This window comes from Vibrio sp. 1167 (assembly GCF_033340375.1).
Classification (GTDB): Bacteria; Pseudomonadota; Gammaproteobacteria; order Enterobacterales; family Vibrionaceae; genus Vibrio; species Vibrio alginolyticus.
Genome location: NZ_JAWOWK010000004.1, coordinates 401380 through 417464, shown reverse-complemented (window position 1 = coordinate 417464; position 16085 = coordinate 401380). Strand labels below are relative to the sequence as shown.

The 16085-nt window shown below is 45.4% G+C and carries 11 protein-coding genes; 8 read left to right on the top strand and 3 right to left on the bottom strand.

All coding sequences use genetic code 11. From position 1 onward, the window contains the following. Positions 1 to 90 precede the first annotated feature (90 nt). From gluQRS to sfsA, 3 genes are all read right to left on the bottom strand, one after another. The gene (gluQRS, locus tag R7Z78_RS11280) at positions 91 to 954 is read right to left on the bottom strand and encodes a tRNA glutamyl-Q(34) synthetase GluQRS (RefSeq protein ID WP_104975576.1); all 864 of its coding nucleotides are present in this window, start codon (positions 952 to 954) and stop codon (positions 91 to 93) included. Between the two features lie 95 nt (positions 955 to 1049). Then, complete coding sequence (gene dksA / locus R7Z78_RS11275; RefSeq protein WP_005386584.1) at positions 1050 to 1496, bottom strand: RNA polymerase-binding protein DksA; 447 nt, start codon at positions 1494 to 1496, stop codon at positions 1050 to 1052. Between the two features lie 136 nt (positions 1497 to 1632). Beyond that, complete coding sequence (sfsA, locus tag R7Z78_RS11270) at positions 1633 to 2349, bottom strand: DNA/RNA nuclease SfsA (protein ID WP_017635909.1); 717 nt, start codon at positions 2347 to 2349, stop codon at positions 1633 to 1635. A 66-nt stretch (positions 2350 to 2415) separates the two neighbouring features. On the opposite strand from sfsA, the gene hrpB reads away from it, so the two are divergent. The 8 genes from hrpB to R7Z78_RS11230 all read left to right on the top strand — a co-directional run bounded on the left by hrpB (position 2416) and on the right by R7Z78_RS11230 (position 15986). After that, complete coding sequence (hrpB, locus tag R7Z78_RS11265) at positions 2416 to 4884, top strand: ATP-dependent helicase HrpB (RefSeq protein WP_104975575.1); 2469 nt, start codon at positions 2416 to 2418, stop codon at positions 4882 to 4884. After that, on the top strand, positions 4877 to 7249 hold the full coding sequence (gene mrcB / locus R7Z78_RS11260; protein ID WP_005380020.1) for a penicillin-binding protein 1B: 2373 nt from the start codon (positions 4877 to 4879) through the stop codon (positions 7247 to 7249). Before hrpB ends, mrcB begins: the two co-directional genes overlap by 8 nt. 122 nt (positions 7250 to 7371) lie before the next feature. After that, a complete protein-coding gene (locus R7Z78_RS11255; RefSeq protein WP_005380018.1) occupies positions 7372 to 9702 on the top strand; it encodes a patatin-like phospholipase family protein in 2331 nt (776 codons plus the stop codon). A gap of 268 nt (positions 9703 to 9970) precedes the next feature. Then, positions 9971 to 12568, top strand: a complete 2598-nt coding sequence (acnB, locus tag R7Z78_RS11250) for a bifunctional aconitate hydratase 2/2-methylisocitrate dehydratase (protein WP_086047030.1) — start codon at positions 9971 to 9973, stop codon at positions 12566 to 12568. 99 nt (positions 12569 to 12667) lie between these two features. Beyond that, positions 12668 to 13036 carry a YacL family protein gene (locus R7Z78_RS11245; RefSeq protein ID WP_017635908.1) on the top strand — a complete coding sequence of 123 codons (369 nt, stop codon included), beginning with the start codon at positions 12668 to 12670 and terminating at the stop codon, positions 13034 to 13036. A gap of 188 nt (positions 13037 to 13224) precedes the next feature. Continuing rightward, the gene (locus R7Z78_RS11240) at positions 13225 to 13563 is read left to right on the top strand and encodes a P-II family nitrogen regulator (protein ID WP_005386570.1); all 339 of its coding nucleotides are present in this window, start codon (positions 13225 to 13227) and stop codon (positions 13561 to 13563) included. Between the two features lie 27 nt (positions 13564 to 13590). Continuing rightward, a complete protein-coding gene (locus R7Z78_RS11235; RefSeq protein ID WP_005386568.1) occupies positions 13591 to 14820 on the top strand; it encodes an ammonium transporter in 1230 nt (409 codons plus the stop codon). A gap of 152 nt (positions 14821 to 14972) precedes the next feature. Continuing rightward, on the top strand, positions 14973 to 15986 hold the full coding sequence (locus tag R7Z78_RS11230) for a Fe(3+) ABC transporter substrate-binding protein (protein WP_005386566.1): 1014 nt from the start codon (positions 14973 to 14975) through the stop codon (positions 15984 to 15986). Positions 15987 to 16085: the final 99 nt, after the last annotated feature.

The window sequence follows — 16085 nt, the reverse complement described above, 5'->3', positions numbered from 1 at the left end:
GGGTTTAATCCAATCTTGCTTTGGTTAGTTTTATACGCCTCTAGGGCCTAATTTGCGGCTAATGATAGCCTACACAATGCCATTTGAGAATCACGGTGTGATCTCGATCTCTGCTGGAAGCTGTTCCAAGCGCCAGTTTTCGCAGCCCCAACGAAGAATATCTTCTATGTTGGCCGCCCTTACGGTTTCAGGTATCTCGAAACCTAAAAATGTCATGGCGCGCAATAGAGTAGGTTTTGGTGTATCTATATCAATAGCCGTCGCGTGATTTTGTTTCGACAATTTATTGCCGTTGTTGTCCATCGCCAATGGTAAATGCAAGTAGCTAACTTCTGGCTGACCAAGTATTTGGTACAGGCTAATTTGACGCCCTGTCGGCTCGATTAAGTCTGCACCTCGCACGACTTCTGTGACGCCTTGGTCGATGTCGTCCAATACTACCGCAAGATTATAAGCAAATAATCCATCTCGACGTTTAATAATGAAATCTTCATTAACGAGTTGCTCTGGAATCGTAATGGTTCCCCGCTTTTGGTCGAGGAAATGAGCGACAGGCTTGGTCATTTTTAGGCGAATCGCGCCTTCTTTCAAGTTTTTATCGCGGCAAGTGCCAGGATAAAAACCGCCATGCTCTTTAATTTGCTTACGAGTACATTGGCAATAATAGGCTTCTCCATTTTCGAGCCATTTGTTTATTTGAGCTTGGTAAAGGTCGTGACGTTCGCTCTGGTATACCACTTCTCCATCCCAATGCAGCTGATAGGCCTTGAGTGCCTCTAGGATAAGTTGCGCTGCACCTGGCATTTCTCTTGGTGGGTCTAAGTCCTCAATACGTACTAACCAAGCTCCATTTTGTGCTTTCGCTTGAAAATAACTGCCAAGAGCGGCAATCAGTGAACCAAAATGCAGTGGACCAGAAGGAGATGGGGCGAATCGACCTACATAGCGTGTCATGCGTGTATCTCGAATTTAGTAAACAAATAGGGTGCGAAGGTAGCCAAAACAAAAAGGGAGCCTGAGCTCCCTTCAACAATCATAATGCTGGGTGATTAACCTTGCATTTGCTTCTCTTTGATTTCTGCAAGTGTTTTACAGTCAATACAAAGGTCAGCGGTTGGACGTGCTTCAAGACGGCGAACGCCAATCTCTACGCCACAAGACTCACAGAAGCCAAAATCGTCTTCTTTGATTTTATCCAAAGTCTTTTCAATCTTCTTGATCAAACGGCGTTCGCGGTCACGGTTACGCAGTTCTAGGCTGAACTCTTCCTCTTGAGAGGCGCGGTCAACTGGATCTGGGAAGTTTGCTGCTTCGTCCTGCATGTGGTGAACAGTACGATCCACTTCAGCTCTTAGCTGGTCGCGCCAAGCTGTTAAGATTTTCGTAAAGTGTTCAACCTGCTCTGGTGACATGTACTCTTCACCAGGTTTTTCCTGATATGGCTCCACGCCGGCAATGGCTAGGATGCCTATCGTTTTCTTCTTTGATTCTGGCATACAGCATCTCCTACTTACACCTAGTCAACTGCTACGCAGTCAATTTAAGGCGGGTATCTATAGCAAAAAGAGGCGGTGCAAGCAAATACTGAATCGCAAAGTTATCGTCAATGTGAAGACGACATCATTTTTTCTCTTAATTGATAAAATCAATAGCGGAAATCAGCTTCATTCCAGTATCGCTCAGTTCAGCTTTGTAGCAGAGAACTTCCACTCCAGCGTCTTGTGCTTGTTTGAGTAATAGTGAATATTTCGCGTCTATATGGTGCGCCGCGGATACTTTTTCAATACCTGAATGTAAAACAGTGAATAAAAGTATGGCTCTACTTCCATTTTGTGCCATTTCTGTGAGCTCTCTCAGGTGTTTTTGTCCCCGAGTCGTGACCGCATCTGGGAAGTATCCTTGTCCAGTAGAGTCGGTCTCATCAAGAAGAGTGACGCTTTTCACTTCTATATAGCACTTTGGCTTGTCGTCTGCGCTGAGCAAGATATCAATTCGGCTATTTTCATTGCCGTATTTCACCTCAGTTTGAAGTGTGTCATAACCACAAAGCTCTGAAATGACATTATTTTCAATAGCCTCTACGGCTAATTGATTGGCACGCGCGGTGTTGATACAAATACGGTGGCCTTGTTCGGTCTCACTCAACTCCCAACTATTGGGGTATTTTCGTTTCGGGTTGTCGGAAGTAGAAAACCAAACCTTGTTTCCGGGCGTTGCACAACCCGTCATTGCACCTGTATTTGCGCAGTGGATTGTACGGATTTCACCAGTATCGAGCTCGATATCGGCAAGAAAGCGTTTATAACGTTTGAGTAGAGTGGCGGACTCTAAAGCGGGTGTGAAATGCATTTGCTTATTTAGACAAAAAATTTTTTATGTACAATGTTGCCACCATTACACCATAAGGTATTTCCTTTGCCACAATTGCCGATTGAAGCCGTGATGCCTGAGTTGCTGACGGCGGTCAAAAATCAACATCAAGTGATCTTAAAAGCGGCGCCTGGTGCCGGTAAGTCGACTTACTTCCCTTTGCAGTTACTCTTAAATCATTCGGTTGCTGGAAAAATCATCATGCTTGAGCCAAGACGACTCGCGGCGCGTAACATTGCCCGTTATCTTGCTGAGCAATTGGGAGAACAAGTTGGTCAACGCGTGGGTTATCGAGTTCGTGGCGAGGCAAAGGTAAGTTCTGCAACGCAGCTGGAGATCGTGACCGAAGGGATCATGACTCGGATGATTCAAACTGACCCTGAACTGGATGGGGTTGATCTACTGATCTTTGATGAGTTTCATGAACGCAGCATTCATGCCGATATCGCTTTGGCATTCAGTTTAGAAGTTCAAGAGGCATTGCGAGACGATCTCAAGCTGGTGGTAATGTCGGCAACGCTTGACCAACAAGCATTACAATCGTTGTTGCCGGAAGCCAGTTACATTGAATCTGAAGGGCGCAGCTTTGATGTGGCAATGCGCTACCAGCCGTTAGGTGTGAACGAGCATTTACCTACGAGTATGGCAAAAACAATAGAAAGTCTTATGAACAAAGAGTCTGGATCTTTGTTAGCTTTCCTACCGGGTGTTGGTGCCATAAAACAAGTTGAAGAGCGGTTGTCTCATTTAGCGGATGATATCGACGTATGCCCACTTTATGGTCAACTGAGCTTTGCAGATCAACAAAAAGCGATTACGCCAGCAGAACAAGGTAAGCGTAAAGTCGTTCTAGCGACCAACATTGCAGAAACTTCACTAACGATTGAAGGCATTCGCCTCGTCGTTGATTCTGGGTTAGAGCGTATTGCCCGCTTTGATTTGAAAAACGGTTTAACACGCTTAGAGCAAACACGCATTGCACAGTCTTCAGCGATTCAGCGTGCAGGACGAGCGGGACGAATAGAAGAGGGCATTTGTGTTCGTCTTTATTCTGAAAACCAGTTCAAGCAGCAACCGCTGGTTCCCCAACCCGAAATTTTGCATTCCGATTTAGCTAGTTTAGTTATGGAGCTTGCCTTTTGGGGAGCGAGTGATATCCACGATCTAAAGTGGCTTGATGTTCCCGCTAATGCGTCATTGGAACAAGCGAAGCAGCTATTGGTGTCATTGGGACTACTGACGGAAAAAGGGCAATTAACGTCCGAAGGAAAACAGGCGCATGAACTAGGCGTTGAGCCTCGTGCGGCTGCGATGCTAATTAAAGCGCAATCTTACAGTGATAAGATGTTAAATGCTGCTTTGGCGGCGGTCGCACTGATTGAAGAGCCAGAGAGAAATGTTACCAATATCGCTCATAGCTTGCATCGTTGGCTTGTTGGTACTCATCCAAAAAAGTCGATATTGTTCAAGCGTGCTCAATCTCTAGCGTACAAATTGGATACGGTATTTGACCTGAAAGGCGTGGATGAAGATGCATTACCGCTGGTGTTAAGTTTGGCATTTCCAGATCGCATTGCGCAGCAGCGCACAAATCAATTTGGGCGATTTACTTTGGCTAATGGTCATGGTGCAGAATGTCGTCAGGAAGACATGCTAGGTGGCTGTGAGTATTTGGTTGCCGTTGACTTAATGCGTTCTCATTCTAACTCAAGTCAAATTCATTCGGCATGTGAATTGGATGTCAATATATTGCGAACGACCTTTGATACGCTATTTTCGTCTGAAGAAGTAGTGGACTGGGATGAAAAAAGAGGCCGTCTAATAGCTGAGCGACAAACAAAACTCGGTCTGCTGGTCGTTGAACGCGAGCCGTTGCCAAGCCCTGGCAAAGAAAAAATGACACAAGCTTTACTCACGTATGTCCGCCGCCAGGGCTTACAGAGTCTAAACTGGACACCGGCAGCGGAGAGCTTGTTGGCTCGGATTCGTTGTGCGGTGGAATGGTTACCTGAGCAGTCATGGCCAATGTTTGATGAAGCCAGTTTGCTGGATTCATTAGAGGAGTGGTTAGAGCCATACATGACGTCTGTCAGCTCGGTTAAAGACCTGAGCAAGATAAACTTGGTCGAAGCGCTTAATGCTCGATTAGGTTGGCCACTCAATCAACAACTGGATGAATGGTTACCTGAGCATTACCAACTGCCCACAGGTTCAAAGAAGCGTATCCGTTACCAATATGGCCACGAGCCGATATTATCGGTGCGTATGCAAGAAGTATTTGGGGAGAGTGGTTCCCCAACGGTGGCTCTTGGCCGCAAGCGTTTGGTGCTTGAACTGCTTTCACCGGCACAACGTCCATTGCAAGTAACGTCGGACTTGGCGGCTTTCTGGAACGGAAGCTACAAAGACGTTCAAAAAGAGATGAAAGGGCGCTACCCAAAACACGTTTGGCCAGATGATCCTGCCAATCATGTAGCAACAACGAAAACAAAAAGACAATTGAATAATGACTGACAGCAAGAAGCCTAGCGCGAAAAAAGCGCCAGCGAAGAAAAGTACAACCAATAAAGGAACCGCAAAACAGACTCGACGTACGCCGAGTAAAAAACCGACTAACGAGAAACGTTCGTGGTTGAAAGTTCTGTGGTCGTTTAGCTGGAAAGCTGGCGTTGCACTTGCCGCTGTTTTGCTGTTTGTTGGGATTTACTTAGATAGTGTGGTGAAAGAACGCTTTGAAGGCCAGCTGTTTGAGCTGCCAACGGTGGTTTATGCCCGTATCTTGAATCTAAGCCCTGGTGAGAATATCACCATCCAAGAACTGCGCAACGAGCTAGATGTGTTGAATTACCGTAAAGTGAGTCAACCTCGTTACCCAGGCGAATATTCCTCTTCTTCCACTCGGATTGAATTGATTCGTCGTCCATTCGAGTTTGCCGATGGTCCCGAGCCGGATCGTCACATTATGCTGCATTTCTCTGATTCCGGCTTGCAACGTATTCAGTCTTTAGAATCTCGAGGAGACCTTGGTTACTTGCGCCTAGAACCGAAGATGTTGGGCATGCTGGAGAAAGACCGTGATGAACAGCGCCTTTTCTTACGTCGTGATCAGTTCCCTGAAATTTTGGTGGATGCACTGCTTGCGACCGAAGACCGGGATTTTTATCAACATGACGGGGTGTCACCGCTCGCGATTGCACGTGCATTGGTTGCGAACATTAAGGCGGGTCGTACTGTTCAAGGTGGTAGTACGCTGACTCAGCAATTGGCAAAAAACCTGTTTTTGACTCGTGATAAAACACTGTGGCGTAAAGTTCGAGAAGCGTATATCGCGCTAATTTTGGATTACCGTTACAGCAAAGATCGTATCTTAGAAGCCTACCTAAACGAAGTGTACCTAGGTCAAAGTGGAGGTGAAGCGATCCACGGGTTTGGCTTGGCGTCGCGTTACTATTTTGGGCAGCCAATTCAGGAGTTGCGAATCGATCAACTGGCGATGTTAGTTGGGATGGTAAAAGGACCGTCTTACTACAACCCAATTCGTTACCCTGAGAGAACGAAAGAGCGTCGTGATCTCGTTCTGCGCCTGTTAATGCAGCAAAACATGTTGACTTCAGAGCAGTATGAACAAGCTGTAAGTCGTCCACTCGATACGCAAAGCAAGCCACGTATTGCGAGCCGTCAGCCAGCTTATTTCCAACAATTGAGTATTGAATTAAAAGAAAAAGTTGGGGAGCGATTTAAGGCAGAGACCGGACTGCGCGTATTTACGTCTCTGGACCCAGTATCGCAAAGCAAAATGGAACAAGCTATCGCGAAAAAGATCCCAGAACTAGCTAAACGGGGTGGTAAAGAGTTAGAAGCCGCAGCTGTGGCCGTTGATCGCCATAGTGGTGAAATCCGTGCGATGGTAGGTGGTAAACGTGTCGGTTATGAAGGCTTTAACCGCGCGCTCAATGCCAGTCGTCCGATTGGTTCTTTGGTGAAACCAGCGATTTACTTAACGGCTCTAGAACAACCGGATAAATACAACCTAGGCACGACGCTACACGACACGCCGTTAAGTCTGAAGAGCAGTAAAGGTAACGTGTGGACGCCGCGCAACTACGATAGAAAATATCGTGGTGATGTGCCACTTTACATTGCTTTAGCGAAATCACTTAACGTACCAACCGTGCGCTTAGGTATGGCACTTGGCATTCCTGAAGTCTCCAATACTTTAGAGCGTTTGGGCGTGAACAAAGACGAAATTCGCCCAGTGCCTTCGATGTTTTTGGGTTCGTTTTCTTTGACGCCATTCGAAGTCGCACAGATGTATCAGACTCTGACGAATTCAGGTAAGCGTGCAAAACTGACCGCTCTGCGCTCAGTCATGGATATGGAAGGTAATGTGCTGTATCAATCCTTGCCTCGTTCATCAAGAGCCGTGGATGAACAAGCTGCATGGCTAACGACCTACGCGATGAAACAAGGGGTTGCTCAAGGCACTGGCCGCTTCTTACAAAGCCAGTTTGGTTGGGCTGCATTGGCAGGAAAAACGGGTACCAGTAATGACAACCGCGATAGTTGGTTTGTCGGTGTTGATGGTCGTGAGGTGACGACAATTTGGCTAGGCCGCGACGATAATAAACCCGTGAATCTAACGGGGTCGAGTGGTGCATTACGAGTGTACGCAGAGTACTTGAAGCAGCGTATTCCTGAGCGCTTAGAGCTCCCATGGCCAAGAGAAATCACCACATTAGGGTTCAAGCCTACATCTGATGGAGGTTTAGAAATGAACTGCCGTAGTGATTACAAACTGCCGGTTTGGGATAAAACCGGTCAGATAAAGCAACAGTGTGAGAAGAAATCAAACTGGTTAAATAGCATATTTGATTGGTAGCATCGCCAAATCAACAACATTAGCTTGTTTATCTGATTAATTCTTAGTACATATTAGGGCGTGTTAGTACAGTACTGCTAGCACGCCCTACTTGATCAGATATTCAATAAAGGAAGAAGTGAATGTTCAAAAAGCTGTTATCAAGCCCATCGGTTCGCAACTTTGCGCTTTGGGTTAGTACCTTTTTGATGATCACTCCTTCTGTTTCCCTCGCAAACTCTCTAACAAAAACGGATGACTTGGAACCTCGACCAAAGGTGGCGGTTGTGCTCGCTGGTGGCGGAGCGAAAGGGGCGGCACACATTGGGGTTTTAAAAGCATTGGAAGAAATGCAGATCCCTGTCGATATTGTGACCGGTACCAGTATGGGCGCCTATGTGGGTGGGCTCTATGCCACGGGGATGAGTGCTGATGAAATTGAGAGTTTTATCTACACCGTCGATTGGGGCAGCGGTTATCGAGATCGTGTTGACCGTAGCCAACGTCGAGTTCGTGACAAAGAGTATGAAGACCGCTATCAAATTAATACCGATCTCGGCTTAAGGTTCGGTGAGGTACGAGCACCAACGGGTGTGGTGCAAGGCCAGAACATGTTGCGAGTATTGCGTGAGACTACAGGGAACTTAGGGCGATTCGATTCTTTTGATGATCTTGCCATTCCTTATCGTTCTGTTGCGACAGATATTCTTGCCTTAGAAGAAGTCGTATTGGGCAATGGTTACCTTGTGGACGCCATGATGGCTAGCATGTCTGTACCAGGAGCGCTTCCTCCCTATAAGCTCAATGGCCATATGCTTGTTGATGGCGGCGTCGTCAATAACATGCCTGTCGATGTGGCTCGCGCCATGGGGGCTGATGTCGTTATTGCCGTCGATATTAGCACCGATTACAAAACCGAAGATGAATTTACGGGGCTGTTTACTGTCGCGGACCAACTCTCTAACTATCTCGTTCGTCGTAGTACACAACAGCAAGTGGACGAGCTTGAACCTCAAGATATCTATATTCGTCCCAATGTGGGCACCATGGAAACTGTCGAGTTCGACAAAATGCCTTGGGCTTTTCAAGCTGGGTACGATATTACCAAGCAGTTAAAAGACAAGCTGAAAGGGTTGCGCTTGTCCAATGCGGACTATCAAAAATACATCGATCGCAAACAAGAAGTTCGTAAAACTTTGATTTATGGTGATCAGCGTGTGGTTGATGACATAGTGATTGTTAATAACACGCACTACAGCGATGTGTTGTTGACGAATCGTATTGAATTAGAAACCGGACGTCGTATTTCAACGGCCGAAATTGAGAAAGCCGTTGAAAACCTCTACGCGTTAGATAGGTTCGAGCTCATCACTTATCACTTTGAAGAGGTGGATGGTGAGACATTGTTGGTTTTTGATGTTAACGAGAAGTCGTGGGGGCCTAATTATCTCAACTTCCGATTTTTTCTTGAAGATGACTTCGATACAGATAGCCAGTACGGCATAGGAATATCGACCAACTTTACCAATTTAAACTCTCATGGCGCGGAGTTGGCGTTCAACGTAGAAATGGGCACGGATAAGCTGATTGAAGCTGAGTTGTATTCCCCTGTTTTATCTAGCCAAGAACTTTTTGTATCGGGGCGAATTTCCTATGGTAGTGAGAGCCGAAACTTACCTTTAACAGAGCCTCAAGCACCAGATTTAGAGTCAGTAAATGACTTTTTTCCGGTCACTTACGATGATTTTACAACAGAGTTAGCGATAGGTATCCAACCCACATTGTGGCAAGAACTTCGATTTGGCGCTCGCTACTCAACCGGAGATATTGAGCTTTCTACTTTGGCTTCTGCTGGTAAATTGGATTTTGAACGTCGTGGCCTGTTTGCCAATTATCGCCTAGATACACTTGATGATTTCGCATTTCCGACTCGTGGGCTTTTAGTCGATCTCGAATATTTAGTGTCTCATGATCAAAGTCCTCAAGGCGTTAGCCTTTTAGAAACTGACAAAATTATTGAAGATACCGTTTATGAAATCTCTGCACGATTTAAAGGTGCAGTGAGTCATCAGCGTCATACTTTAGTCGGACATGCTGAATATAGTTTTGTAGAGAGTAAAAACTCATCTTTACCGCTTGATCCCAGAGAGTTGGGCGGCTTCTTAAGCCTATCGGGAATCCCAAGAAATAGCCTGATCGGACAGAACTTATTTTTCAGCAGTTTGGTGTACCGATATAAGTGGTTTGATAATGATTTCGGATTGTTTGAAGCTCCAGTCTACCTGGGCGCATCGGTCGAATATGGCGGTGTTTGGTCTGATAATGATCTGAAACTAAACGAAGCGCCGCTTTACAATGCTGGCTCCATCTTCTTTGGTGTTGACTCACCAATAGGACCAATAATGTTGGCATACGGTCGTACCGAGCAAGATTTGGATGCTGTGTATTTGATCGTAGGAACATCGTTTAATTAATCGGGTATGAGAAAGCAAAAACTTGGCATATTTGGTCAAAATTAGCAGAACTTTAGTCGTAAGTTGCTATGTTGGTCAAAATGATAAGATTTTAATTTAAGGTTAAATTTGCTATTATTTTGCCCACAGTTTGGCCTCTACGGCGCTGTTTCTCAATCATAATTGAATGAAAACAAGGGCAATGGAGAGCCAAGTTTCCAAGGATGTTCACTCCTTTACTTTAACAATAGTAATAATAGAGGAGGAACCGCAATGAGAGGAAAAAGTCGTGCTTGAAGCCTACCGTAAACACGTCGAAGAGCGTGCTGCTGAAGGAGTTGTTCCTAAACCGCTAGACGCAGAACAAGTTGCTGGACTTGTAGAACTTCTGAAAAATCCCCCGCAAGGTGAAGAAAAAGTCATTCTTGACCTACTTGAAAACCGTATCCCTCCAGGTGTTGATGAAGCTGCTTATGTAAAAGCGGGTTTCCTAACAGCAGTAGCAAAAGGTGAAGTTAAATCACCATTAGTGAGTCGTGAAAAAGCGGCTGAACTGCTAGGCACTATGCAAGGTGGTTACAACATCGAACCGCTAGTTGAGCTATTGGATGATGAAGCACTGGCAGAGATCGCAGTAAAAGCGCTGTCTCATACGCTGCTGATGTTTGATGCTTTCTATGACGTAGAAGAGAAAGCGAAAGCAGGCAATGCGCATGCACAGAAAGTACTTCAATCATGGGCTGATGCTGAGTGGTTCCTTTCTAAGCCTAAGCTTGAAGAAAAAGTCACTCTAACCGTATTTAAAGTAACAGGTGAAACGAACACGGATGATCTTTCACCTGCACCTGACGCTTGGTCTCGCCCTGATATCCCAGTACACGCACTGGCGATGCTTAAAAACGAGCGTGAAGGAATAAACCCTGATCGACCGGGTACTATTGGCCCGATCAAGCAAATTGAAGAGTTAAAAGACAAAGGCCATCAATTGGTTTACGTTGGTGATGTTGTTGGTACTGGCTCTTCACGTAAATCTGCAACCAACTCAGTGCTTTGGTTTATGGGTGATGATATCCCTTACGTTCCAAACAAACGAGCTGGTGGGTATGTGCTTGGTGGCAAAATTGCCCCTATCTTCTTTAACACAATGGAAGATGCTGGCGCACTACCAATCGAAGTTGACGTAACTAAGCTCAACATGGGCGATGTTATCGATGTTTACCCATATGAAGGTAAAGTTTGCAACCACGAAACTGGTGAGGTTCTAGCTGAGTTCTCGCTAAAAACAGAAGTACTGATTGATGAAGTTCGTGCTGGTGGTCGTATCCCATTGATCATCGGTCGTGGTTTGACAGACAAAGCGCGTCAATCGCTAGGTCTTGAGCCTTCGGACGTATTCCGCAAACCAGGTGAAATCGCAGATTCTGGCAAGGGTTACACGCTTGCACAGAAAATGGTTGGTAAAGCATGTGGCGTAGAAGGCATCCGTCCTGGAACCTACTGTGAGCCGAAAATGACGACAGTAGGTTCGCAAGATACTACTGGCCCTATGACTCGTGATGAACTTAAAGACTTGGCGTGTCTCGGCTTCTCTGCTGATCTTGTCATGCAGTCTTTCTGTCACACATCGGCTTATCCAAAACCAGTAGACGTTAACACTCACCATACACTTCCGGACTTTATTATGAACCGCGGTGGTGTATCTCTTCGTCCTGGTGACGGTATTATCCACTCATGGCTAAACCGTATGCTACTACCGGATACTGTCGGTACGGGTGGTGACTCACATACTCGTTTCCCTCTGGGTATTTCATTCCCAGCCGGCTCGGGCTTGGTTGCCTTTGCAGCTGCGACAGGCGTTATGCCGCTAGACATGCCAGAGTCAATCTTGGTTCGTTTTAAAGGTGAGATGCAACCGGGTATTACACTGCGTGATCTTGTTCATGCCATCCCTTACTACGCGATTCAGCAAGGTCTACTAACGGTAGAAAAAGCGGGCAAGATCAACGAATTTTCTGGCCGTATCCTTGAGATTGAAGGCTTAGAAACGCTAACGGTTGAGCAAGCATTTGAGCTTTCTGATGCATCTGCAGAGCGTTCGGCGGCAGGTTGTACTGTGAAATTGTCTCAAGAGTCGATCGAAGAGTACTTAAACTCTAACATCGTGATGCTGAAGTGGATGATCTCTGAAGGCTACGGTGATCGCCGTACTATCGAGCGCCGTATTACTGCAATGCAAGAGTGGCTAGCAAACCCTGAGCTGATGCAAGCAGATAAAGACGCTGAATACGCACATGTGATTGAAATCGATATGGCTGAAATCAATGAGCCAGTACTATGTGCACCGAATGACCCAGATGACGCTCGTTTGTTGTCTGAAGTACAAGGCACAGCGATTGATGAAGTGTTCATCGGTTCTTGTATGACGAACATCGGTCACTTCCGCGCAGCAGGTAAATTGCTTGATAAGTTCAATGGCCAGTTAGCGACGCGCCTTTGGGTAGCGCCACCAACAAAGATGGATAAAGACCAACTGATTGAAGAAGGCTACTACGGTATCTTCGGACGTGCAGGGGTTCGTATTGAAACGCCAGGGTGTTCACTTTGTATGGGTAACCAAGCGCGTGTTGCAGATAAATCAACAGTAATGTCGACTTCAACGCGTAACTTCCCGAACCGTCTGGGTACTGGTGCGAATGTTTACCTATCGTCAGCTGAGCTAGCTGCAGTAGGTGCAATCCTAGGTAAGATTCCAACCAAAGAAGAATACCTAGAATACGCGAAGCAAATCGACGCTACGGCAACGGATACGTACCGCTACTTGAACTTCCATAAAATGGATCAATACACCAAGAAAGCGGACGAAGTGATCTTCCAAGAACCGGCATAATCAGAAATGCACAATTCAAAAGCACCTCACATGAGGTGCTTTTTTTATGGGAGCAATTCGCTATACTCGCACCAAATTGATACGAAATAGGCAATCTCGGTGGAATTTGAATTCATTCGTAACACGTTGATGGGCGAGTACTACGTAAAATGTAGCATGGGACATGAGATTGTAGGGCGCTGGTTGCAAGAAGAAATTGGTAAAGATCCGATGAAGATTGCACAGGTTGAAAAGCTAATTGAGCGGTCATTTTCAGCGCCTTCTCAGGAGCATAACCTTACAGGCACGGAAATTAGCTTGATGATTCAGGGCGACGAAGTTCTTGTACAAGAAAACGCATTAGCCCATGAATATGATGTCGAGATGGAAAGTGAGTTCGACTTCTACAATGCAGAAAGTACAGCAAGTTGTGGGATAGAGGATTTCATGGCACTTATCGAACAGTGGAAAGACTTTTTGAACATTTAATGCACAGTTTTGGGTAACTTCTCTGCCGTTGCTTTAAATTTGTGAAAAGGGCGCACCGATATGGTGCGCCCTTTTTGTTTATAGATATGTAAATTGAGGTTAGTTTTTATTATTCAATAACTTAAAAACTTGGCACGTAGATTGGATTATAAGAAGTGTTTCAGGATGAAAGCTTCGGAGATAACTCAATGAAAATAATCAATGCCATTATTAAGCCGTTTAAATTAGACGATGTACGAGAAGCATTGGCTGATGTCGGTATCGAAGGGATGACAGTATCAGAAGTTAAAGGGTTCGGTCGTCAAAAAGGTCACACGGAATTGTATCGCGGTGCAGAGTATCAAGTCGATTTTCTACCAAAGGTGAAAATTGAAATCGCGACTCACGCAGACAATGTAGATCGCGTTGTTGAAGCAATTACAAAAGCTGCGCAAACCGGAAAAATCGGCGACGGTAAAATTTTTGTTTACGATCTGAACCAAGCGGTGCGTATCCGAACTGGCGAAATGGACGCAGAAGCACTTTAAGAATTCAAAGGATTGGAGATACTTATTATGGAATTAACAACAACAGTAACCGAGTTACGTTACGCACTTGACACCTTTTTCTTCCTCATTTCCGGTGCGTTGGTAATGTGGATGGCAGCAGGCTTTGCGATGCTAGAGGCTGGCCTTGTGCGCTCTAAAAACACAACAGAAATTCTTACGAAGAACATCTGTTTGTACGCCATCGCATGCACGATGTTTCTGATTGTCGGTTATAACATCATGTATGTCGATAATGGAGAAGGAGGCTGGTTACCTTCATTTGGTACGCTAATTGGTACTCAAGGTGAAGGGGCCGACCACTCTTTAGAGTCTGACTTCTTCTTCCAAGTTGTCTTCGTTGCAACTGCTATGTCCGTCGTTTCTGGTGCGGTAGCTGAGCGCATGAAGCTTTGGTCTTTCTTGATTTTCTCTGCGATTTTAACTGCGTTTATCTATCCAATGGAAGGTTACTGGACATGGGGTGGAGGCTTCCTAGCAGAAGCTGGATTTAGTGACTTTGCGGGGTCTGGTATCGTACATATGGCAGGTGCTTCTGCTGCTCTTGCTGGTGTGTTACTGCTTGGCGCGCGTAAGGGTAAGTACGGTAAAAATGGTGAAATCTATCCGATTCCAGGTTCTAACATGCCTTTGGCAACGTTGGGTACTTTTATCCTTTGGTTTGGCTGGTTTGGATTTAACGGTGGTTCTCAGTTGATGGTTTCAGATTTTGAGAATGCTACAGCGGTAGGTCAGATCTTTCTAAACACTAACGCAGCAGCGGCTGCTGGTGCAATTGCGGCGCTATTCGTTTGTAAAACTACTTGGGGTAAAGCCGATTTAACGATGATCCTCAATGGCGCGCTAGCTGGCTTGGTTGCCATCACTGCAGACCCTCTATCGCCATCACCACTGTACGCGGTTGCGATTGGTGCGGTGTCGGGTGCACTAGTAGTATTCAGTATCATTGCTCTAGATAAACTTAAAATTGACGATCCAGTAGGTGCTATCTCAGTTCACGGTGTGTGTGGTTTCTTCGGCCTAATGGTAGTGCCACTGAGCAACGGTGATGCAACGTTTGGTGCACAGCTTTTAGGTGCCGTAGTTATCTTTGCTTGGGTATTTGGTGCTAGCCTAGTTGTGTGGGCAATCTTGAAAGCGACCGTTGGGATTCGCGTTACAGAAGATGAAGAAATGGAAGGTATGGACATGCATGATTGTGGTGTTGGTGCTTACCCAGAGTTTGTTACGGTGAAATAATCATTAGCTTGTAATAAATGGTTACACACTTAACACAATAAAACCTGCTCCGATGAGCAGGTTTTTTAATATTCGTCATTGTCTTCTTATTGAACATACATATAATAACGCAACTGATAAACGTTATCATTAGCATGGTAAAGGATTAAACAATGAAAAAACTGCTAACTCTTTCAGCACTAACTTGCGCTACTCTAGCTCCAACAGCAATGGCTGCTGAAGAAGTGAACGTCTACTCTTACCGTCAACCTTTCCTAGTTGAACCTATGTTCAATGAGTTCACTAAAGAAACTGGTATCAAAGTAAACGTAAAATTTGCTAAAAAAGGCTTAGCAGAAAAGCTAGCTCAAGAAGGTGAGTACAGCCCTGCTGACGTTATTCTTACGACAGACATCAGCCGTCTAGCTGAACTGACAAACAAAGGTTTAGTTCAGAAAGTCGATAGCAAAATCATTGAAGAAAACGTACCTGCTCAATACCAAGATAAAGAGAATGAGTGGTTTGCTCTAACTCTACGTTCTCGTAGCGTTTATTCATCACGTGATCGCGTGGGTAAACTAGGCGCAGATTTCAACTACGCAGACTTAGCTAAGCCAGAGTTCAAAGGTAAAATTTGTACTCGTAGCGGTAAGCACCCGTACAACGTTTCTCTAGTTTCAGCAATGATTGCTCACAATGGCGAAGCAGAAACCAAAGAGTGGTTAGAAGGCGTGAAAGCAAACCTTGCTCGCAAACCACAAGGCAACGATCGTGCACAAGTTAAAGCGATCAAAGAAGGCCTATGTGATGTTTCTCTGGGTAACAGCTACTACCTAGGTAAAATGGTTAACGACAAAGAGCAAAAAGCTTGGGCTGATGCAGTTTACATCAACTTCCCTAACCAAGAGACTACAGGCACTCACGTGAATATCTCTGGTATGGCGATGGCTAAGTACTCTCCAAACAAAGACAATGCTGTGAAGCTAATGGAATTCCTAACGGGTGACAAAGCGCAGCAAATGTACGCAGAAGTTAACTACGAGTACCCAGTTAAAGAAGGCGTGAAGCGTTCTGAGCTTGTGGAATCTTGGGGTGACTTTAAAGCAGACAAGCTTTCTCTAGACGATATTGCAGCCAACCACGAAGCGGCAATTAAGCTATTAGATGAAGTGAAATTTGACCTTTAATTCCTTGTGGGGGTATAACAGTACCCCCATTTGATTAAAGGATATGAGATGTATTTGCAACAGCATTTGTATTTCATACAGCCTTGCAGTAATTAGGCG

Bases quoted from the DNA above. Each gene is read 5' to 3' on its own strand.
- R7Z78_RS11255 (WP_005380018.1), top strand. From the start codon at position 7,372: ATGTTCAAAAAGCTGTTATCAAGCCCATCGGTTCGCAACTTTGCGCTT.
- R7Z78_RS11230 (WP_005386566.1), top strand. From the start codon at position 14,973: ATGAAAAAACTGCTAACTCTTTCAGCACTAACTTGCGCTACTCTAGCT.
- dksA (WP_005386584.1), bottom strand. From the start codon at position 1,496: ATGCCAGAATCAAAGAAGAAAACGATAGGCATCCTAGCCATTGCCGGC.
- R7Z78_RS11235 (WP_005386568.1), top strand. From the start codon at position 13,591: ATGGAATTAACAACAACAGTAACCGAGTTACGTTACGCACTTGACACC.
- R7Z78_RS11240 (WP_005386570.1), top strand. From the start codon at position 13,225: ATGAAAATAATCAATGCCATTATTAAGCCGTTTAAATTAGACGATGTA.
- gluQRS (WP_104975576.1), bottom strand. From the start codon at position 954: ATGACACGCTATGTAGGTCGATTCGCCCCATCTCCTTCTGGTCCACTG.
- sfsA (WP_017635909.1), bottom strand. From the start codon at position 2,349: ATGCATTTCACACCCGCTTTAGAGTCCGCCACTCTACTCAAACGTTAT.
- mrcB (WP_005380020.1), top strand. From the start codon at position 4,877: ATGACTGACAGCAAGAAGCCTAGCGCGAAAAAAGCGCCAGCGAAGAAA.